This window comes from Pseudomonas sp. WSY_20, assembly GCF_043104335.1.
Classification (GTDB): domain Bacteria; phylum Pseudomonadota; class Gammaproteobacteria; order Pseudomonadales; family Pseudomonadaceae; genus Aquipseudomonas; species Aquipseudomonas parafulva_B.
Window position 1 is genome coordinate 157403 of record NZ_JBICKP010000017.1, and the last position, 20172, is coordinate 177574.

23 protein-coding genes and 1 tRNA gene are annotated in these 20172 nt (G+C 59.8%); 11 read left to right on the forward strand and 13 right to left on the reverse strand.

Annotated features, from left to right (window positions below; translation table 11 throughout):
- Positions 1-90: 90 nt before the first annotated feature.
- From ACF8E5_RS03810 to hcnC, 6 genes are all read left to right on the forward strand, one after another.
- A complete protein-coding gene (locus ACF8E5_RS03810; RefSeq protein WP_058603391.1) occupies positions 91-519 on the forward strand; it encodes a LexA family transcriptional regulator in 429 nt (142 codons plus the stop codon).
- Complete coding sequence (gene umuC, locus ACF8E5_RS03815; protein WP_392474928.1) at positions 509-1783, forward strand: translesion error-prone DNA polymerase V subunit UmuC; 1275 nt, start codon at positions 509-511, stop codon at positions 1781-1783. The genes ACF8E5_RS03810 and umuC overlap by 11 nt, the downstream gene beginning before the upstream one ends.
- A gap of 207 nt (positions 1784-1990) precedes the next feature.
- Entirely contained in the window at positions 1991-2686 is a 696-nt protein-coding gene (locus tag ACF8E5_RS03820) for a lipopolysaccharide kinase InaA family protein (protein ID WP_078478381.1), read from the forward strand.
- A gap of 184 nt (positions 2687-2870) precedes the next feature.
- A complete protein-coding gene (locus tag ACF8E5_RS03825) occupies positions 2871-3176 on the forward strand; it encodes a (2Fe-2S)-binding protein (RefSeq protein ID WP_058637822.1) in 306 nt (101 codons plus the stop codon).
- Positions 3173-4567: a cyanide-forming glycine dehydrogenase subunit HcnB gene (gene hcnB, locus ACF8E5_RS03830; protein WP_058637821.1), complete on the forward strand. Its 1395-nt coding sequence runs from the start codon at positions 3173-3175 to the stop codon at positions 4565-4567. The genes ACF8E5_RS03825 and hcnB overlap by 4 nt, the downstream gene beginning before the upstream one ends.
- A 1-nt stretch (position 4568) precedes the next feature.
- Entirely contained in the window at positions 4569-5807 is a 1239-nt protein-coding gene (gene hcnC / locus ACF8E5_RS03835; RefSeq protein ID WP_392474929.1) for a cyanide-forming glycine dehydrogenase subunit HcnC, read from the forward strand.
- A 124-nt stretch (positions 5808-5931) separates the two neighbouring features.
- Here the strand turns inward: hcnC and ACF8E5_RS03840 are convergent, their stop codons facing one another.
- The 5 genes from ACF8E5_RS03840 to ACF8E5_RS03860 form a co-directional block, all read right to left on the reverse strand.
- Positions 5932-6366, reverse strand: a complete 435-nt coding sequence (locus ACF8E5_RS03840; protein WP_145254811.1) for an N-acetyltransferase — start codon at positions 6364-6366, stop codon at positions 5932-5934.
- Between the two features lie 72 nt (positions 6367-6438).
- A complete protein-coding gene (locus tag ACF8E5_RS03845) occupies positions 6439-7476 on the reverse strand; it encodes a methionine synthase (protein ID WP_182138774.1) in 1038 nt (345 codons plus the stop codon).
- A 27-nt stretch (positions 7477-7503) separates the two neighbouring features.
- Positions 7504-8490 (reverse strand): DUF1852 domain-containing protein, encoded by a 987-nt coding sequence (locus tag ACF8E5_RS03850; RefSeq protein WP_197843822.1) that lies wholly within the window; start codon positions 8488-8490, stop codon positions 7504-7506.
- A gap of 129 nt (positions 8491-8619) precedes the next feature.
- Positions 8620-8856 carry a hypothetical protein gene (locus ACF8E5_RS03855; RefSeq protein ID WP_392474930.1) on the reverse strand — a complete coding sequence of 79 codons (237 nt, stop codon included), beginning with the start codon at positions 8854-8856 and terminating at the stop codon, positions 8620-8622.
- A gap of 36 nt (positions 8857-8892) precedes the next feature.
- Positions 8893-9114 (reverse strand): hypothetical protein, encoded by a 222-nt coding sequence (locus ACF8E5_RS03860; RefSeq protein WP_144964533.1) that lies wholly within the window; start codon positions 9112-9114, stop codon positions 8893-8895.
- Between the two features lie 365 nt (positions 9115-9479).
- On the opposite strand from ACF8E5_RS03860, the gene ACF8E5_RS03865 reads away from it, so the two are divergent.
- On the forward strand, positions 9480-9713 hold the full coding sequence (locus ACF8E5_RS03865) for a hypothetical protein (protein WP_058637814.1): 234 nt from the start codon (positions 9480-9482) through the stop codon (positions 9711-9713).
- A 101-nt stretch (positions 9714-9814) separates the two neighbouring features.
- Here ACF8E5_RS03865 and adhP read toward each other — a convergent pair whose 3' ends face one another.
- Positions 9815-10825 (reverse strand): alcohol dehydrogenase AdhP, encoded by a 1011-nt coding sequence (gene adhP / locus ACF8E5_RS03870; RefSeq protein WP_058637813.1) that lies wholly within the window; start codon positions 10823-10825, stop codon positions 9815-9817.
- Between the two features lie 435 nt (positions 10826-11260).
- On the opposite strand from adhP, the gene ACF8E5_RS03875 reads away from it, so the two are divergent.
- Positions 11261-11452, forward strand: a complete 192-nt coding sequence (locus tag ACF8E5_RS03875) for a hypothetical protein (protein ID WP_078478384.1) — start codon at positions 11261-11263, stop codon at positions 11450-11452.
- 59 nt (positions 11453-11511) lie between these two features.
- Here the strand turns inward: ACF8E5_RS03875 and ACF8E5_RS03880 are convergent.
- Positions 11512-11596, reverse strand: a tRNA-Leu gene (locus ACF8E5_RS03880).
- Between the two features lie 291 nt (positions 11597-11887).
- On the opposite strand from ACF8E5_RS03880, the gene ACF8E5_RS03885 reads away from it, so the two are divergent.
- Genes ACF8E5_RS03885 through ACF8E5_RS03895 form a run of 3 tightly spaced genes read left to right on the forward strand, consistent with a single transcriptional unit; the run spans position 11888 to position 14863 of the window.
- The gene (locus ACF8E5_RS03885) at positions 11888-13042 is read left to right on the forward strand and encodes a nitrogen regulation protein NR(II) (RefSeq protein WP_058637811.1); all 1155 of its coding nucleotides are present in this window, start codon (positions 11888-11890) and stop codon (positions 13040-13042) included.
- Between the two features lie 10 nt (positions 13043-13052).
- Positions 13053-14498 carry an ATPase domain-containing protein gene (locus ACF8E5_RS03890; RefSeq protein ID WP_058637810.1) on the forward strand — a complete coding sequence of 482 codons (1446 nt, stop codon included), beginning with the start codon at positions 13053-13055 and terminating at the stop codon, positions 14496-14498.
- Positions 14499-14509: 11 nt separating this feature from the next.
- Positions 14510-14863: a response regulator gene (locus ACF8E5_RS03895; protein ID WP_392474932.1), complete on the forward strand. Its 354-nt coding sequence runs from the start codon at positions 14510-14512 to the stop codon at positions 14861-14863.
- 41 nt (positions 14864-14904) lie between these two features.
- Here the strand turns inward: ACF8E5_RS03895 and csrA are convergent, their stop codons facing one another.
- The 6 genes from csrA to ACF8E5_RS03925 form a co-directional block, all read right to left on the reverse strand.
- Positions 14905-15096 carry a carbon storage regulator CsrA gene (csrA, locus tag ACF8E5_RS03900; RefSeq protein WP_058637808.1) on the reverse strand — a complete coding sequence of 64 codons (192 nt, stop codon included), beginning with the start codon at positions 15094-15096 and terminating at the stop codon, positions 14905-14907.
- 254 nt (positions 15097-15350) lie between these two features.
- A complete protein-coding gene (locus tag ACF8E5_RS03905; RefSeq protein ID WP_196185390.1) occupies positions 15351-16373 on the reverse strand; it encodes a DNA topoisomerase IB in 1023 nt (340 codons plus the stop codon).
- A gap of 71 nt (positions 16374-16444) precedes the next feature.
- A complete protein-coding gene (gene modC, locus ACF8E5_RS03910; RefSeq protein WP_078478387.1) occupies positions 16445-17536 on the reverse strand; it encodes a molybdenum ABC transporter ATP-binding protein in 1092 nt (363 codons plus the stop codon).
- A gap of 1 nt (position 17537) precedes the next feature.
- A complete protein-coding gene (gene modB / locus ACF8E5_RS03915; protein WP_058637805.1) occupies positions 17538-18218 on the reverse strand; it encodes a molybdate ABC transporter permease subunit in 681 nt (226 codons plus the stop codon).
- Positions 18218-18970 carry a molybdate ABC transporter substrate-binding protein gene (gene modA / locus ACF8E5_RS03920; RefSeq protein ID WP_058637804.1) on the reverse strand — a complete coding sequence of 251 codons (753 nt, stop codon included), beginning with the start codon at positions 18968-18970 and terminating at the stop codon, positions 18218-18220. The genes modB and modA overlap by 1 nt, the downstream gene beginning before the upstream one ends.
- Before the next feature lie 107 nt (positions 18971-19077).
- The gene (locus ACF8E5_RS03925; RefSeq protein ID WP_392474934.1) at positions 19078-20154 is read right to left on the reverse strand and encodes an NAD(P)H-dependent flavin oxidoreductase; all 1077 of its coding nucleotides are present in this window, start codon (positions 20152-20154) and stop codon (positions 19078-19080) included.
- Positions 20155-20172 lie beyond the last annotated feature (18 nt).

Here is a 20172-nt window from a genome sequence, read left to right on the forward strand (position 1 = left end):
GTCCGTCAGAAATTCACACGTTCAGGATTGACCCATTCGCCGAAGCCAGTTTAACTGTATATGCATACAGTTTGCATTGGACTTTCTCTCATGACCATCACCTTCCTGGGCGCGCCATGTGGCAGCTCTGAACCACTCCCGATTTATTCGTACTACGTTCCGGCCGGTTTTCCATCGCCTGCCGCGGATCATCTTGAAGGCCACATATCCCTTGATGAGCTATTCGACATCCGCGCACCGCATGTGTATCTGGTGAAAGTGGAGGGTGACAGCATGCAAGGCGCTGGCATCTATTCGGGCGATATCGTGGTGGTGGACCGGGGGCGCGAGGCCGAGCACGGGGATATCGTGATTGCGGCCATCAACTGTGAGCCGGTGTGCAAACGCCTGCACCGACGTGACGGTGTGGTGATCTTGAAGTCTGAGAACCGAGCTTACCCGCCGCGCTATGTCATGGAGGGTGATGATCTGCTCATTTGGGGCGTGGTGCGCTATAGCGTCCGCGACCATGCACAGTGAGCCGATATTTGCGCTGATCGACTGCAACGCGTTCTACGCCAGCTGTGAGCGCGTGTTCCGGCCCGATCTGGCGAAGACGCCGATCGTGGTGCTGAGCAACAACGACGGTTGCGTCATTGCCCGGTCCTATGACGCCAAGCCATTCGTGAAAATGGGCGAGCCTTATTTTCAGGCGCGGGAAAAACTCCGCCGGCACGGTGTCGTGGCATTCAGTAGCAATTACGCGTTGTATGGCGACATGAGTGAGCGGGTGATGACGCTGATCGAATCGATGGTGCCTGCTACCGAGGTCTACAGCATCGACGAATGTTTTGCTGAGCTCACTGGCATGGCCCAGGACCTGACGCTGTTCGGGCACCGGCTGCGCTTGCGCATCGCCCAGTGCACCGGCATTCCTGTCGGTGTGGGTATCGCACGCACCAAGACCCTGGCCAAGCTGGCCAACCACACTGCCAAGCGGCTACAGAGCCACACGGGCGGCGTGGTGGACATCACCGACCCGGTCAAACGGGACTGGGTGCTGCGCAATACCGCGGTCAAGGAGGTGTGGGGCATCGGGCGCAAGATGACCGCGCACCTGGAGGGCATGGGCATTCGTACGGCAATGGATTTGGCCCGCGCCGATGCCTGGACGTTGCGACAACGCTTCAACGTGGTGGTGGAAAAAACGGCCAGGGAGCTGGCGGGCACTCCTTGCCTGGAACTGGACGATGTCGAACCGCCCAAGCAGGAAATCTGCAGCAGCCGAATGTTCGGCATGCGCCTGAGCGAGCTGGCGCCGATCAAGCAGGCGGTGGCCACCTATGTCGGCCGTGCTGCCGAAAAGCTCAGGGCCCAGGGGTCGGTGTGCAAGCGCATGCGGGTGAGCATCCGCACGGGCATGTTCAACCCGAACGAAGTGCACCATGCCCAAGGCGCCTGGGTGGAGCTTCCCTATCCGACCTGTGACACGCTGCTGCTGACCCGATTGGCTACCGATGCCGTGGAGCGGATCTTCCGGCCGGGGCTTCGTTACAGCAAGGCGGAGGTGTTGCTGATGGACCTGCGTCAACCAGGTGATTTTTCGGGTGACTTGTTCGCCCCCAGGCAATCGGTGGCGCGCGATCGGCTCATGGAAGTAATGGACAGTATCAATGAGCGTTGGGGCAGGGGAACGGTCCGTGCGGCCAGCGTGCCAGCCGCACCGGACTGGGGCATGAAACGGGAGATGATGAGCCAGTCCTACACCACCCGAATCGATCAGCTATGGACTGTCAGGGGGTGAGCGGGAGGTGGCTCGACTTCGGCGAACTGGCGCAAACTTAAGCTTACGGCTGCCGGATTGTCTGACAATGGCGATTGCGCCCGCAGTTTTGTCCGTTCATGCCTGAAAAAAACGATCAACGCCGTGTCGCAGTAATCGCTTTCTTTCAGATTTGACTGATATATTTCGCCCCTTGCCGCAGTGTGGCTCAATATTCAGCAGGTTTTAATGAAACACGTTAGCGCGTCTGGCCTTGAGGCCTCTCATCCGCCGGTACAAGCCATTCTGAGTGCTCCTGGGATGTGGGTAGAGCCGCCAAATATCCGCAGGGGCGGCGAGAGCGGTGTATTGAAGGTCGAGCTCGACGGCTTCACGTTCTACAAGAAGCAGCAGGTCGGCCATATCTACCGCAGCCTGGTCCACCCATTCGGCTATCCTACGGTGGCCCGTGAGGCCAAGGCGCTGCGTGCCGCTGCCGCGCTGGGCGTCGCTACGCCGCTACTGCTGCACAGTGACGTCCACAAGCAGGACGGTGAGTGGCGTGCGGTGATGGTCACGGCAGGGCTGGACGGGTATGTATCGCTTGAAGACTTCTACCTCCAAGGCCTGGACAAGACCATCGAGCCCAAGCTGCACCACGATATTCTCGAAGCGTATGGGCGTGCGCTGGCCACGCTGAATCTCGGGCGTTGGCAGCATGGTTGCCTGTATTTGAAGCATGTGTTCGTCGCCTTCGACGAGTCTGGCATCAAGATCGCGCTGCTGGATTTCGAAAAGGCCAGGCAGCGGCTGACCGCGATGAAAGCTAGCCGTCACGACTTACGACAGGTCAAGCGCAGGTCTGACTGGGCACCGACCGAATGGGAGGCATTTTGCAGGGGGTATCGGCAAGTGTTCGGCATGGATGTGGAGCGATTTCTCTGACGCCATGTTAGAAGTGTCAGGGGTTTTGAAGCGCTGATTCCACTGGTAGAAGGCGACTTCGCTTACAGACGTTTCTCACCAAGTGGCAAGGTTGCGTCGTAAAACCCCGTCCCAGGTCAATTTTTCGGCCTGACGCCTCCCGTAGTCTGTCTGTCTTTCAATCACGGAAGGCAGACGACATTTCATGGAACGAACCCTCGATATACAGCCACTCCCGGCTGAACAAATCCCCCTTTCCATCAATGGCACTGCCGTGACTGCCGCCCCTGGCGAAACGGTTCTGAGTGTGCTCAATGCCGTGGGCGTGCGTCAGCTCGCCCTCAACGACCATGGCCAAGTCAGTGGCGCCTTCTGCGGCATGGGGGTGTGCCATTGCTGTCTGGTCGCTATCGACGGACGCCCCAAGCGGCGCGCTTGTCAGACGCTGGTGCGGGCTGGCATGCGCATCGAAACCCAGGTCAATGCGGTTGTCGGGGAGGCGCGGGTATGAGTGGGCATCCAGTCATTGTCGGAGGGGGCTCGGCGGGGATGGCTGCCGCCATCGAGCTGGCGGACGCGGGCGTGCGCTGCACGCTGATCGACGAGGCATCGCGCCCCGGCGGGGTGGTCTATCGTGGCCCGCTGCGCGCAGGTGTCGACCTGGGCTACCTGGGCGCTCGTTACAGCAAGGCCCTGGGTAAACTGCACACCGACTTCGCCGCCCGTGCGCAGTCTATCGACCTGCGGCTCAATAGCCGCGTCGTGGGCGGTGATGACCGTAGCCTGGTAGTGCTCGACGAGCAGGAGCAGTTGCAGCCGCTGGCCTTCGAGCAGCTGATCCTGGCAGCCGGTTGCCATGAGCGCAATGTGCCGTTTCCAGGCTGGACCCTGCCGGGCGTCATTCTGCTCGGCGGGTTGCAACTGCAGATCAAAAGTAACGTGGTCAAGCCACTGGGCACGACCCTGATCGCTGGCACAGGCCCTTTACTGCCGTTGGTTGCCTGTCAGTTGCACGCCGCCGGTGCCAAGGTGGCGGGTGTGTACGAGGCCTGTGCGTTCAACCGTATCGCGCGCCAGAGCCTGGCGCTGATGAACAAGCCCCAGCTGTTCCTCGACGGCCTGAGCATGCTGGCCTACCTGAAGTTGCACGGCATTCCCATGCACTACGGCTGGGGCGTGGTCCAGGCGCGGGGCGAAGGTGAGTTGGCCGAAGTCAGCGTGGCGCCCTACGACGATGCCTGGAGGGCGGACATGACCCAGGTGCGCCGCGAGTCGGTGCAGACGCTGGCGGTAGGCTACGGCTTCATTCCGCGTACGCAGCTCAGCCAGCAATTGGGCCTTGCCCATGGCTACAGCACCGATGGCTATCTGCGCGCCGAGTGCAACGTATGGCAGCAAAGCAGCCTGGAACATATTCACCTGGCAGGCGACATGGCCGGCATCCGCGGCGGGGAGGCGGCCATGCTGACCGGGCGTATCGCGGCTGTGTCAATTCTGCAGCAGCGTGGCGTGCTGAACGCCGCGCAGGCCATTGAACGGCGCGAGCGTTACCTGGGCCAGTTGGCAGGCATCAAGCGTTTCCGCTCCGGCGTCGAGCGCTATACCGCGCGGGGGCCAGCGCAGGTCGAGTTGCCACAGGCTGACACAGTGATTTGCCGCTGTGAGCAGGTGACGCGCGACGCCATCGATCTGGCATTGGAGCAGGGGGTTCAAGACATGGCCGGGCTGAAGATGCGCACGCGGGTGAGCATGGGGGATTGCCAAGGGCGCATGTGCGTGGGCTATTGCAGCGATCGACTGCGCGCCGCCACAGGCCGCGCTGACGTAGGTTGGTTGCGTCCTCGATTCCCAGTAGACCCGGTACCGTTTTCGGCATTCAAGCACGTGGGCACGGAGGCCTGACATGAACAAGACCTATGACATCGTGATTGCCGGTGCCGGTGTAATTGGCGCGTCCTGCGCGTACCAGTTGTCCAAGCGCGGCAACCTGCGCATCGCCCTGATCGACGACAAGCGCCCCGGCAATGCCACGCGTGCCTCGGCAGGTGGGCTGTGGGCCATCGGCGAATCGGTGGGCCTGGGCTGTGGGGTGATTTTCTTTCGCATGCTGTCTTCCCTGGCCAAGCGCCAGGCCCATGGCGCGGCGGTGGCCGTGGACTCGAGCACACCGCATATCCTGCCGCAATGCTTCTTCGATCTGGCGCTTGAGTCCAACGCGCTTTACCCGCAACTGCACCAGGAGTTGATCGAGCGCCATGGGATGGACTTCAAGTTCGAACGCACTGGGCTCAAGTACGTAATCCAGGACGATGAAGATCAGCTTTACGCCGAGCACATCGTCAAGCACATCCCTCACCTGCAGTCGCAGATCCGTTGGCTTGACCGCCAGGCACTTCGCAAGGCGGAGCCATCGATCACCGAAAGCGCGCACGGTGCGCTGGAGTTTCTCTGCGACCACCAGCTCAGCCCGTTTCGCCTGGGCGACGCGTACATGGAAGGCGCGCGGCAGAACGGGGTCGATCTGTATCTCAACACACGTGTCACCGACGTGTTGCACCAGGGCGGACGTATCAAAGGAGTTCGTACCGAACAGGCTGGTGACTTCCACTGCGACACACTGATCAATGCGGCTGGCGCCTGGGCCGCCGAATTGAGTGAGTGGGCCACGGGCACGTCCATCCCCGTCAAACCCGTCAAGGGGCAGATCGTATTGACCGAGCGCCTACCCAAGCTGCTTGATGGCTGCATCACCACCAGTGACTGCTACATGGCGCAGAAGGACAATGGGGAGATTCTCATCGGGAGCACTACCGAGGAGAAAGGTTTCGATGTCACCACGACCTTCCCGGAGATAAGCAGCCTGGTCCAGGGCGCCATACGCTGCGTGCCGGCACTCGAACAGGTCAACCTCAAGCGTACCTGGGCCGGCCTGCGGCCAGGCTCGCCCGATGAGCTACCCATCCTCGGGCCCGTGGATGACATGCAGGGTTACTTCAACGCCTGCGGGCATTTCCGCACCGGGGTGCTGACCTCGGCGATCACGGGGGTAATGCTGGACAAGGTGATCCACGAGGAGGCGTTGCCATTGGACATCACCCCGTTTCTGGCGGAGCGGTTCAGCAAGGCGGCAATGCCGGCATGAGAGGGGCTGGCGGGTCGTGTGAAAGCGGCTCGCCAGGCTGTGCGTCAGGCAATGCATTAAAATGTGGCTACTCGGTTGACCCATGGCAAAGGGTGCGGCAGGCAGTGAAGCGCAAGCTATGGATTCAAGAGGTCGCCGCCAGCCACTGAAGGGTCAGCTCAGTGGCACCGGTGTGTTCATCTTCACCATGGGCCACGATTGAAAAGCCAGAACGTTGGTAGAACGCGACCGCGCTTTCATTAGCGCTGTACACCTTCAATTCCAGGCGTGCCGAGCGCTGCTTGGCGTAGTCGAGCAGGCGGCTACCGATGCCCATGCCTTGTGACGCAGGCGCGACGAACAGCGCAGCTACCGTTTCCCCGAGTAGAGAAATGAAGCCCTCGACGGTTGCGTGCTGCTCGAAGACGAACGTCTCCGAAGCGGGCAGGTAAACGGTCCGCATCGCTTCGAGCTGGCCCTCCCAGAAGGCGCGAGGCACGAAGTGGTGAGCTTGGACCGATGCATCGAGCCAGATCTGCAGTACCGCATCGGTATCCGGCAGTACATAGGGGCGTAGCATGTCATGACCTCCTGTTTGACGCCGCAGGACCCTAAGCGACCCTAACGTCAAACGCAAGTTGACGTGCGCCTATTACTGATCTGCACCTGACAATTCCTGCCGCACGATTGCAGCACCCGCACTTAGGGCCCGCAACTTGCCTTGGGCAACCGAGCGGGGCAGGGGCGCCATGCCGCAATTGGTGCAGGGGTAGAGCTTGTCGGCGTCAACGAATGCCAGCGCCTTGCGCAATGTATCGGCAACGGCCTCGGGTGTTTCGACAATGTGCGTGGCCACATCGATTGCGCCGACCATGACTTTCTTGCCACGGATCAACTCGATAAGGTCCATGGGCACGCGCGAGTTCTGGCATTCCAACGACACGATGTCGATGCTGGATTTCTGGAGTTTGGGAAATGCCTTTTCATACTGGCGCCACTCGGCACCCAGCGTTTTCTTCCAGTCAGTGTTGGCCTTGATCCCGTAGCCGTAGCAGATATGCACGGCTGTCTCGCACTTCAGGCCTTCCAATGCCCGCTCGAGCGTGGCAATGCCCCAGTCGTTCACTTCATCGAAGAACACGTTGAAGGCGGGCTCGTCGAACTGGATGATGTCGACACCCGCAGCTTCCAACTCTCTGGCTTCCTGGTTGAGCAGTACGGCAAACTCCCACGCGAGCTTCTCGCGACTCTTGTAGTGGCTGTCGTACAGCGTGTCGATCATGGTCATGGGCCCTGGGAGCGCCCACTTGATGGGCTGTCGAGTCTGCTTACGCAGGAACCTGGCATCGTCGACGAATACTGACTTGCGCCTGGCGACCGTACCCACCACTGTCGGGACGCTGGCGTCGTAGCGATCACGAATGCGTACAGTCTGCCGATTCTCGAAGTCCACGCCGCTCAAGTGTTCGATGAAGGTGGTCACGAAATGTTGGCGCGTCTGTTCGCCGTCACTGACGATGTCTATCCCAGCGCTCGACTGCTCCTGCAGCGCCAGGCACAGTGCGTCCTGCTTGCCTTCTAGCAGGGCATCGCCGTGCAGTTTCCAAGGCGACCAGAGGGTTTCGGGCTGAGCGAGCCAGGTCGGCTTAGGCAGGCTGCCAGCGGTAGAGGTGGGAAGCAATTTGTTCATGAAATTCGACCTTGTGCGAAGAGGCGATCAGTCTGCGAAGTGTGCAGACCATTGTTCGAGCAGCATGTGATAAGGCTTGATGAAGTGGGCTTCAGCAAACGTTCCTTGTTCAATGGCCAAACGGCTGCGCTCTTCACGGTCGTAAACAATGCGCGTCAAGGAGTAGTCTTCGTGTTGCAAGCTGGGCTGATAGGTGGCGCCAGCCGTTGCATTGGCGTTATAAATCTCGGGGCGATAGATTTTCTGAAAAGTCTCCATCGTGCTCAGGCTGCTGATCAGCTCCAAGGGGGTGTAGTCATTGAGCAAGTCGCCGGAAAAGTACAAGGCCAGCGGCGCCCTGTTGCCGGCAGGCATGAAATAACGAACACGCAAGCCCATTTTCTGGAAATACGCATCGGTCAAAGAATATTCGTCTTGCCGGTATTCGTACCCTAATACGGGGTGGTAATGCCCCGTGCGCTCATAGGTTCTGCTACTTGACACGCTCAGGCAAATGACCGGCGGCTTGATGAAGGTTTGTTGGTAAACGGTTGAGCCCACAAACCCTTTGAAAAGTTTGCCGTGGAGCGCTCCAAAATCGGCAGGGGCACTGAAGTTTGGGCGATGAGCGTTATAGGCGGGCAGCACAATACTGAAATCATAATCGCGCACGTAGGACGAAAAGTTGTTGCCGACTACACCCGGTAAACGCTTGCCTGCATGATGATCGATCACCGTAGTGGACAGTATTTCGATCAAGGGCAGCAGCGTATTCGTGACCCCGGCTGTGAAATGCATGTGCACCGATACGATATCCAGTTCCACGGTGTAGCGGTCACCGGCAGGGTTATCCCAGTGCGCCAGCGCGTTGAAGCGATTATTGATCATGTCCAGTGTTTGGCGAAGGTTCTGTTCGCGGCGAGAACCCCTGGCCAGGTTGGCAAAGTTTGTGGTCAGCCGCGTGTTTTGGCACGGGCAATAATGTTCGTCAAAGCGCGTGCGTTTGAGCGAGTAGGTAATGTTCTGAGGCGTCATGAGTATTGAGGTCCACTCGTCGAGTCTGTCCCTGTAAAGTTGGGACCATCTTAGAGTGAGCGCACCCGTGTCCCTACTGAATTGATTTCAGCACAGGATCAAGACTGCTCATGAAGCCAGGCGCACGTGTCAGCCTTCAGGAAGGCTGACACCACAGACAAATTCGTTCGAGCCCAGGCGATGAGCGCCATATTCCACCACATACCCCGTCCCTCGGCGCTGGGCTTCGATATAGGCCGTAAGCTGATCAGCGTAAACGTCGACAAAGTGCCACGGATGACGGTCTCTCAATACGCCCCACCCCAGTACCCACCCTGGATTGTAAGGATCGGCAGGCAGGTTCCTCGTAAGGCTACGGATACTCATCCGAGACTCCTGTATTGAACGGTTGAATGAGTGGGCTCAACAGGTGTAGAGGATGGTGTAGGACGCATCACACTTGGGTACGATTACGACCGGTTTTTCGAACAACAGGTTGCCGTGAGTGCTTGTTGTGAAGTGCGCCTTCTCCAGACGCGCCCACAGGCCCAAATCATGTATTTCAATGCGCGTGGCAACCCGCGCCTGGTGGCTGAGTTCATGTTGGATTCGTTCTACAACATCGCGCGCTTCTTCTTCTGTCATGACAATGGCTCCTGTTGAATCAGAGACGTCCACGTTCCGTGGATTCTGGACCGGAAACGGGGATGCCTGTTTAAGTAGAGCGCAGTATGTGGCCCTTGGTGACCTTCTCCGACGAACGTAACAGACCTGATAGCTGTTCAAGGCCGGCGTAGATCAGGGCTGATGTGATGTCGGGACAGATAAACACAGCAAGGGCTGCTAGTCTCAAGGTACCTGTTGATCGCTTTGGCTGAACCTCGCGCGGCAGTAGGGGTCATCAAGTAGGAGACCCACGATTTATTGCGTTTTGCGTTGCCAGTTTCTGAAAGGTTGGCTCGCTATGATCAGGCTCATCAGGTGAACACCTTCCGCAAAGGAGTCAGGCAATGGACTATTCCAGCATGGTCGAATCTTTGAACAAGATGCTCGAGGCGGCATCGGACGAGCGTGAGCGTGTGCAGGCGTGTGTAAAGGCCAAGGACACAGGTAAAAAGCCGCATACCGAAGCGGAGGATGCCGAGGTCATGGCACAGCTGCCAGTATCTCAAGTGTGGGTATATGAGGGGCGCAGCCGTAAAGCTCCCACATCAGCCTACGCGGTTCGAAGTCATGGTCGTTGAGCGCGGCGCTCATCAGTCTACAACCGCCACCGCAGTGGCCTGCGGCCCTGACGGGCAGGGCCGCTGCCTATTGCGCAGAGCTCGAGTGAAGTGCCCCTGGTTCAACCCTCGAACTGAATCACCATTCGGCCCTTGATGCGCCCATCGAGCATCTCTTCGAAAATCTGGTTGATGTCCTCGATGGGACGCAAGCTGACTTTTGGCACCACCTTGCCTTCGGCAGCAAATTGGAAGGCCTCTTGCAGGTCCTGGCGCGTCCCCACCAGCGAACCGATGACCTCAATGCCATCGAGTACCAGGCGGGGGATGTTCAGGTTCATCGCTTCCGATGGTAGCCCTACGGCAACCAGTCGCCCACCGGCACGCAGCGCGTCAACGGCCGAATCGAAAGCGCCCTTGGCCACGGCGGTAACCACAGCGGCATGGGCGCCACCGGTCTGTGCCTGGATGACCTTCGCGGCATCCTGGCTGGAAGGGTTTATGGCAAGATCGGCACCCATTTCTGTCGCAAAGCGCAGTTGTTCTTCGTTGACATCGACCGCAATGACCTTGGCATTGAAAACATTCTTGGCGTATTGCAGTGCCAGGTTGCCCAGTCCGCCAAGCCCGTAGATCGCGATCCATTGGCCGGGACGGATATTGGATGTCTTTACTGCCTTGTAAGTCGTCACGCCTGCGCAGGTAATGCTGCTGGCCGCGGCGGACCCTAGCCCCTCCGGTACCTTTACCGAGTAGTCGGCCTTGACGATGCAGGCTTCGGCCATGCCACCGTCTACGGTGTAACCGGCGTTCTTGACCTGTCGGCACAGCGTCTCATTGCCGCTGGTGCAATACTCGCAGTGACCGCAGCCCTCATAAAACCAGGCCACGCTGGCGCGGTCGCCTCGTTTGAGGGAGCTTACGCCAGGACCGACTTCTTGCACCACGCCAATGCCTTCATGGCCCAGCACAACACCCGTCTTGTCGCCGAAGTCGCCGTTCTTGACGTGCAAGTCAGTGTGGCAAACGCCGCAACACTGCATTTTCAACAACGCCTCGCCGTATTCGAGTGGGCGAATACTTTTTTCGACCACCTCAACGCGACCGCCTGGGGCTACGACAGCAGCTTTCATGTGAACCTCCGTGTCTATCCGGTTGACTTGAAAATAGCCCACGCACAATAGCGCCACCGTGCATGTGGGAAACTGCCGCAGGTCATAGAAAGTCAGGGGCGTGGAGGGCGGGGACAAAAAGAAAAGCCCGCGGCAAGAATGCGGCGGGCTGCAAGAACATACGGAGCAGGTTCAGATTGCCAAGGTGAATGTCATCATTTCGTGAAGGGAAGGTGATGGATGCGTCGTGCGCCAAGAAAATGTACGAGACGGCGGTGACGGGCCCTGCTGAGCGACCGACAAAAAAACGCCCGCCAGGAATCAGCGGGCCAAGGACGTTTTGAAGGGAGAGCCGCTACATTGGACGCGTGGAATTAACCTGGAATTAAATCACTGCGGCGTTGACCTCAGAGGCAGTTGAGCCTATACAAGCGTGCCACTTGAATTGAGGCCCATATGCACGACGACGAACTGCACGAACCTGAGCATGATCATTTGCTGGATCATGAGTTTCTTCATGACGAACAAGACGCGTTCGAGCCGGATGCTCATGGGGCGCAAGACGAGATCGAGGAGCCGTCGTTTGAGGAACTCGAAGAGGACGAGCGCAATCATCCTGCGTGGTTCGACGACTGCGATGATGAGTAGTGGCAGGCTAGCAAAAGGCAGGCAGCAAAAAAGGCGCCCTAGGCGCCTTCTTCAGGATGTGGTGCGAGTGGCGGGACTCGAACCCGCAAGGCTCACGCCGACAGATTTTAAGTCTGCTGTGTATACCAATTCCACCACACTCGCACGCTTGAAAGGGCCACGGGTGGCCGGCTCGCTTCAGACAGAAGGGCTGTGCAATCAAGGCGGCTTTATAACCCACCGTTATAGCAGAGTCAACCTTGGCTGACGTATTCCGCACATCACATCCCATCGCGAGCAGCCGATTGACAGTGGCATGAGCTTGGCCCAATGTTAGCCAAGTCACTGGATGTGATGGTCGGGCTGACGACTGCGCAACGACGGTGAACAGCGTGTGTCAATGCCTGAGATGTAGTCGTTTGGATTATGTTTACCTGCCGTACCGGTGGAGCTCGCATGGTTTCAACTGATTGCCAGGTCAATTCAGAAATGCCTGCTCATCGTTACGAGCAATTGGTCCAGTCCGTGGTGGACTATGCCATCTACATGCTGGATACCACCGGTCATATCGCCTCGTGGAATGCTGGCGCCCAGAGAATCAAGGGCTATAGCGCCGATGAAGTGGTGGGCCGTCATTTTTCTCTGTTCTTCACGCCTGAAGACTGCGCCGAAGGCAAGCCGGAGCAATTGCTGCGTCAAGCGCTTGAACACGGCGTGTCGCGGCATGAAGGGTGGCGCCAGCGCAAAGACGGCACGCGCTTCTGGGCACTGGTGGCCCTCGATGTGGTGCGCGATGATCAAGGCCAGATCGTCGGGCTTGCCAAGGTCACGCGGGACATTACCGATCGGCGCGAGTCGGCGATGCAGCTGGACGCCGTTAGAGCGCAATTGTTCGAGGCCCAGAAGCTCGAGGCGCTGGGTCAGCTGACCGGGGGGCTGGCACATGATTTCAACAACCTGCTGACCATCATTCTCAGCTCTGCGCGCTTGGCCCTTGCTGCACCCGACCCAGAACGCGCTCAGCGCATGCTGCACAATATTCTCGAGGCTGGCCAACGCGGCACCGACCTGACCCGTCAACTGCTCAGCTTTGCCCGTCATCGCAAGTTTGAGGTGACCTGTATCGAGCCGGCCAAATTGATCGACGCTACCCATGGATTGCTTGTTCATGCACTGCCCAGTTCGGTCACACTGGATGCGCGGGTGCAGCCTGATCTACCCAGCATTGAAGTGGATGCTGGTCAGTTACAAATGGTGCTGCTCAACTTGCTGTTCAATGCCCGGGATGCCATTGCCGAGGAAGGCCACATCGTCCTGACCGTCGAAGCGGTGTTGCTGACAGGCGAGGTCGACGGCCTGCATGGCCGCTTCGTGTGCTTCGAGGTGCAGGACAGCGGCGAGGGCATGGCGGTGGATGTGCTGCCACGTATTTTCGAACCCTTCTTCACCACCAAGCCGTTCGGCAAGGGCACCGGCCTGGGCCTGAGCCAGGTGTACGGATTTGCCAGGCAAAGCGGCGGTGCCATCAGTGTGCACAGCGAGCTGAGGGTCGGCACCCGCATGCGGCTATATTTGCCCGTCCATTCAAGCCAGCCAGGTATCGAACCGTAAGGGGCGCAGCATGACTCAGACACTCAAGCGATTGCTGACAGGTATCGACGGGCTCGATGCCCTGCTCAAAGGTGGGTTGGTGACAGGGGCGTCGTATATCGTGCAGGGCCCACCTGGGGCAGGCAAGACCATCCTGGCCAACCAGATGGCCTGCGAGCATGTGCGCAAGGGAGGGCGGGCGCTGGTGGCAACCTTGCTCAGCGAGTCCCATGAGCGGTTATTTCAGTACCTGGGCACGCTGGACTTCTTCGACCCTTCGATGGTCGGCGACCAGATTCAGTTCGTTAGCGCTTTCGATACCCTGGAACAGGATGGCCTTGATGCCGTGGTCCGGTTGCTCAGGCAGGAGATCAGTCGACACAAGGCCAGCCTGCTGATCGTCGATGGCGTACTCAATGCTCGCGTACATGCCGAAACATCGCTCGATACCAAAAAATTCGTCTCGGCACTACAAGGTCATGCGGCTTTTGCCGGCTGCACCGTACTGTTGTTGACCAGTGCGCGGCTTGAGGAAGGCAGCCCTGAGCACACGATGGTCGACGGCGTGATCGAACTGGGTGAGCAGATGGTGGGTAGCCGCGCCGTTCGCACGATTCAGTTGCGCAAGACCCGTGGCAGTGGCGCCTTGTCCGGGCGCCACGAGTGCCTGATAGACGATACCGGTGTGACGGTGTTTCCACGTCTGGAGTCCTTGTTCGCCAAGCCCATTGGGCCCTGCAATGCAGCCGCATCACGAATCAGCAGCGGTGTGTCGGCGCTCGACGACATGCTCGATGGCGGTCTGTCCGCCGCATCGGTCACGCTGCTGATGGGCCCCTCGGGCATTGGCAAGACGTCGCTGGGCATGGCATTTCTGGCGGCCAGCACACCCCAGGCCCCCGGTTTGCATTTCGGCTTCTATGAATCACCCGATCGCCTGCACAGCAAGGCGGCTTTACTGGGGTACGACTTTGCAGCCATGGAACAGGCCCAGAGCCTGACACTGTGCTGGGAGCCCAGTACGCAGGTGCTGTTGGACCAGCTGGGTGCGCGCTTGATCGAACAGGTACAGGCAACCGGCGCCAAGCGAGTACTGATCGACAGCCTGGGTGCGTTGAGCCGCCTGGCCACGGAACCCGGGCGCCTGAATGCCTTCTTTCGCGCGCTGACCGGGGAGCTGCGCGCTCGCCAGGTGAGTGTGATGCTGACCTGGGAAATGCGCGATATCTTCGGTGCGGAGATCAGCGCGCCGGCGCCCGACTTGTCCAGCATCGTCGACAACCTGGTGCTGATGCGATTCGTGGAGCATGACGGCACCTTGCGCCGCATGCTCTCAATTCTCAAAGTGCGCGACAGTGCTCACGACGCGTCCTTGCATGAGCTTGTGATCGCTTCAACGGGAATCACACTGCGCAGAGCATTCGAAGGCACAAGTGGGGCCCTCTCTGGCACAGCTGTGCCGCAAGGGAGCCTGTAGGTTTCAGTTACATGAAGACCGTGCTGATCGTCGACGACGAATACCTGATAGCCGACATCCTGGGGTTTGCCCTGGAGGATGAAGGGTATGCGATCGAAAAGGCGAGTAACGGCCAGAAAGCACTGGAGGTGCTCAACCGGGTGCAGGTGCAGTTGGTTATCACCGACTACATGATGCCCGTACTCAACGGCCAGGAGCTGGTGCGTGCCATGCGGGCTGACCCTGCGTTACAGACGCTGCCGGTCATCCTCATGAGCGGCGCACAGGCCAACGAGGGATGCCCGGCATTATTCGCAGCAATATTCGACAAGCCATTCGACATGGGCGAGATGATTGCGACCGTGCGTGGCCTATTGGGCGGCTGAGGCTTTGGGCGCATCCCTGCTGCCCGCTTGAATGACCAGTGTCAGTCGTCTTGCTTTTCAGGGGCCGGGCTGCCGGCCTGGATGCGTTTGAAAATCTCCTCGCGGTGCACTTGAACATCCTTGGGTGCGTCGATGCCTATCCTCACCTGCATCCCTTTGACGCCCAGAATGGTGACTTTGATGTCGTCGTTGATGACGATGCTCTCGCCAACCTTACGGGTGAGTATCAGCATGTACTTCTCCTTGGTGATAAAAAAGTCCGCAGGCAATGTGCCCTGGCGGTGGGAGCCTATCCCTTTTCCTTCTCATTAAAGACGCTTCAGAGGCCTAGTAATTCCCAGAATGTCAAAATCTATGGCACGCAAAGGGGAAGCGGACAAACAGGCGTCCCATGAAGGCTTTGTAGGACAAGGTGCTCTGTGTTGAAGGATAGTGATGGCGTCGTTCAATGGGAAATACCTTTGCATCATCGGTTGGATAGACGCACTCAATGTGCGGCCTGCTGTTCCAATGCCTTGAGAAAGACCAATAAAGCGACCTCTTCCGGGTCCAGCCCCTTGCGTACTCGGCTCTTGGGCAAGGCGGCCAGGCGCCCGAGCGTGTAGTGCTCCAGTACCGCTGGGTGGATGTAGCAGCGTCGGCATACCGCAGGGGTGTTGCCAAGGCGCGAGGCGACTTGCTTGACGATGGCAGCGACCTGGCGTTTGGCCTCGGTCTCCGGCTCCCAGGCCAAGGGCCTGAGCAGGTCCAGCGCAAGGCTGCTGCCGGCCCAGGTACGGTAGTCCTTGGCCGTGAAGTCGGCGCCAGTCAGCTGTTGCAGAAACTGATTGATGTCGCTCGAACCAATGCTGTGACGCTGGCCATCGGCATCGAGATACTGGAACAGTGCCTGGCCGGGCAGTTCCATGCAACGCTTGAGCAAGGCCGCCAGGCGTCGGTCGCGCAGCGTTACATCGTGTTCGACACCACGCTTGCCGCGGAACTGAAAGCGGATGGTACTGCCCTTGACCTCTACATGTCGATTACGCAGGGTTGTCAGCCCGTAGGACTTGTTGTCGCGCATATAGCGCTGGTTGCCAATGCGGATGAGGGTATGGTCCAGCAGGCTGACCACCAGGGCCATGACCTTTTCACGGTCAAGGCCGGGTCGAGACAAGTGGGCTTCCAGTTGTGAGCGCAGCTTTGGCAACGCCTGGGCGAAGGCGAGCATGCGGCCGTACTTGTGCTGGTCACGGGTTTCACGCCACTGGGCATGATAACGGTACTGTTTGCGGCCACGGGCATCGCGGCCAGTGGCCTGCAGGTGCCCTTGCGGGTCGGCGCATATCCAGACATCGGTGTAGGCCGGTGGGATTACCAGTGCAGCGATACGTGCCAGTGTTTCGGGGTCGCGTACCCGTTCACCGTTGGCATCCAGGTAGATGAAGCGGTCGCGCCAGCGGCGGCGAGTCAAACCGGGCTGGGTGTCGTCGACGTAATGCAGCGTTTCGGGAAGCGGGCAGTCGAGCATGGGCGGCAGGCCTCGATCAAGTCACTGATCAATGGACAACAGCCGCTTGGCCGTTGCTCCATTTCCGCACGTCAGCTGAGCAATGCAACCGATTTGATCTGTGCATACAGGCGCTGGCCTGGGTGCACCCCAAGCTGGTCCGCCGAGAAACGGGTAATGCGGGCGAGCAGGATGCTACCGTCGGCATCCAGGCTGACCAACAGATGGGCTGGGTTGTCAGCAGCGTGGGTGTCGCGTACCTGAACATGCACTCGGTTGAGGATACTTGAGGTGCCGTCAGCGGTGAGCGCCAGGCTTACGTCGCGCGCATGGACCTTGACCCGCAAGGCGCTGCCCAGGGCGCGCATGGGGTGTGCGCAACGTAAGACGAGCCCTTTGTTGCCAGGCAGGCGCAGCTCAAGCAGATCGTAGTGCGGGTCGTGCCCTGTCACCTGGCCTTCGAGCACCACACCGGCGTCATCGCCCTGGGCCAGCGACAAGTCCAGACGGGCCAAGGTAGGCGCAACCGAACCGCTTGCCACCACACGTCCGTGCTCGAGCAGCACCACATGGTCCGCCAGGCGTGCCACTTCGTCCTGGGCGTGGCTGACATAGACCACGGGTACGTCCAGCTCCTCGTGCAAGCGCTCGAGGTAAGGCAGGATTTCGCGTTTGCGGGGCCCGTCAAGAGCGGCCAGGGGCTCATCCATCAGCAACAGTCGGGGGCTGCTGAGCAGCGCACGGGCAATCCCGACGCGTTGCGCCTCGCCCCCCGATAACGTCGAAGGTCGGCGCGCCAGCAGGTGACTGATGCCCAACAGCTCGCTGGCATGTTCCAGACTTACCTTGCGCTGGCTCGACGGGACACGGCGCCAGCCGAACTCCAGGTTGCCCCGTACGCTCAGGTGCGCAAACAGGCTGGGCTCCTGGAAAACGTAGCCCACCGGGCGCTGGTGGGGCGGTAGAAAGACGTCGCGAGCGGTGTCCTCCCAGACCTCGCCATTGACTTGCACATACGCCTGACCAGGGCGCTCCAAGCCGGCCAGGCAGCGCAGGCAACTGGTTTTGCCTGACCCGGAGTGCCCAAACAAGGCGCTGATACCGCGCCCTGGCAGTTGCAGGTCGACGTCCAGCGTGAAAGCGTCGCGTGCCAGTTTCAGGCGTGCCACGATCAAGTGCGTCATGTCAGTTCCAGCCCGTATTGCCGCGTTTGCCTGCGTACAGCAACAGCAGCACCAGGAAAGAGAACACCAGCATGGCGCCTGCGAGCCAGTGAGCCTGGGTGTAGGCCATCGCCTCGACATGGTCGAAAATCTGCACGGACACCACGCGGGTCTTGTCGGGAATGTTGCCACCGATCATCAGCACGACACCAAACTCGCCTACGGTGTGGGCAAAACCCAGAATGCTGGCAGTGATGAAGCCAGGACGGGCCAGTGGTAGCGCCACGTGCACGAAACTGTCCCACGGCCCGGCGCGCAGCGTGGCCGCCACTTCCATGGGGCGTTTACCGATGGCGGCAAAAGCGTTTTGCAGCGGCTGGACCACAAAGGGCATCGAGTAGATGACCGAGCCGATCACAAGGCCCGAGAAGCTGAACACCACACTGTCCAGGCCCAGTGCTGCAATCGCTTGGCCAAGCCAGCCATGCGGGCCTAGTGCAATCAGCAGGTAGAACCCGATCACCGTAGGCGGCAGCACCAGAGGCAGGGCAACGATGGCACCTATCGGGCCGCGAAGCCATGACCGGGTGCGTGCCAGCCACCAGCCGATGGGTGTGCCCACGATCAACAGGATCAGGGTGGTCAGGCTGGCCAGCTTCAGGGTAAGCCAGATGGCGCCAAGGTCACTGGCATCGAGCGGCATCAGATTTCATAGCCGTAGGCTTTGATTACCGCAGCAGCGTTGGGGCCCTTGAGGTAGTCCACCAGGGCCTTGGCAGCCGGGTTGTCCTTGCCTTTTTTCAGGATCACTGCGTCCTGGCGGATGGGGTCGTGCAAGGAAGCCGGGACGATCCAGGCCGAACCACTCTGTACCTTGCCATCCTTGAAGATCTGCGACAGCGCCACGAAGCCCAGCTCTGCATTACCGGTAGATACGAACTGGAAGGCTTGGGTGATATTTTGACCCTCGACCCATTTGGCGCGCGTCGCCTCGGTCAACTTGAGCTTTTCCAGCACTTGCGTGGCCGCCAGGCCATACGGCGCGGTCTTTGGATTGGCGAGTGAGAGGTGCTTGTAGGCATTGCCTTGCAAGACCGCGCCCTTGTCATCCACATACCCAGGCTGGGCCGACCACAGGGCCAGTGTTCCGATGGCGTAGGTAAAGCGTGAGCCCGGCACGATGGCGTTCTCTTGCTCGAGCTTGGCCGGGGTGCTGTCGTCTGCTGCCAGGAACACTTCGAAGGGGGCACCGTTCTTGATCTGGGCATAGAACTGCCCGGTAGCGCCGTAGGCTGCGATCAACGTATGGCCGGTGTCCTTCTCGAAATCCTTGGCGATGGCCTGGATTGGCGCGGTGAAGTTGGCAGCGACAGCCACCTGGACCTCGTCGGCCCAGGCGGTGTTCAGCATGATCAGGCTGGCGAGGGCGGCTAGATAGGGCAGGCGAGAACGCATTGGGACAGCTCCTGGTTTTCGTTATATGCCTGACTATATAGCGCTTCGCCAGTTGCCTGCAGCTGTTTTTGTTAAATAGCGGTTGGAGCAAGTTTCGAGCGGTCCGATTAGCGGCTTAGTCGAGCCAATGCTTTGTCTGCAATGTCACGGGTCAGGTCTGCAGCGGACATGTGCCGGCCAAGGCGCAGTGCCTGGCCTGCCCAAAGGTTGCTGAAGCCACTGTCGCCTTGGGCCTCAGTGATCGCCCGCAGCGGCATCAACGCGCCACCTGCCAGTGGAAACCGCGGCGCCTGCGCGCTCATGGGGCCCAGCTCGCGCATCAGGCGATTATTGATGCCGCGGGCCGGGCGGCCAGTGAACAAGTTGGTCAGGGCCGTGTCGCTGGCCGGTGCACTGTCCAGCGCCTGCCGGTGAAACGACGACACGTTTGCCTCAGGGCAGAACAGGTAAGCAGTGCCGATCTGCACCGCAGAAGCGCCCAGTGCCAATGCGGCCAGCAGACCACGGTGATCGGCAATACCACCGGCCGCGATCACCGGTACATCAACGGCATCGGCCACTTGCGGCACCAGCGCAAGCGTACCGATTTGGGTGGTGATGTCTTCACTGAGGAACATGCCGCGATGCCCGCCAGCCTCATAGCCCATGGCGATGATCGCATCGCAGCCACGGTCCTGTAGCCAGCGCGCCTCTTCGACAGTGGTGGCACTGGACAGTACCCGGGCCCCGCTGGCTTTGACCCTGCGTAGCAGGTCAACCTGAGGCAGGCCGAAGTGGAAACTCACCACTTCAGGGCGCAGTTCCTCAACCAGCTGGCAGCTCTGTTCGTCGAAAGGGGCGCGATTAGACGCCGGCGCAGGTGCTTCGAAATCAGCCCCCAGTGCTCGATAGTAGGGTTCAAGCGTCTGCTTCCACGCGGTCAGGGCGTCGGCATCGCAAGCCGGCACCTGATGGCAGAAGAAGTTCAGGTTCAGGGCGCGGCCAGGGCTGGCAGCTCGAAAGGCCGCGATGTGCTCGCGTACCTGCTGGTGAGTGAGCATGGCGCAAGGCAGGGCGCCCAGACCACCAGCCTGGCTTACCGCAATGGCCATCGCCGTGCCCGATGCCCCAGCCATCGGCGCTTGAAGGATGGGCCGTTCGATACCCAGCAAATCGAGAATACGGCGATCGGGCCACTGACTCATGCGAAGCTCCTTCAAGCG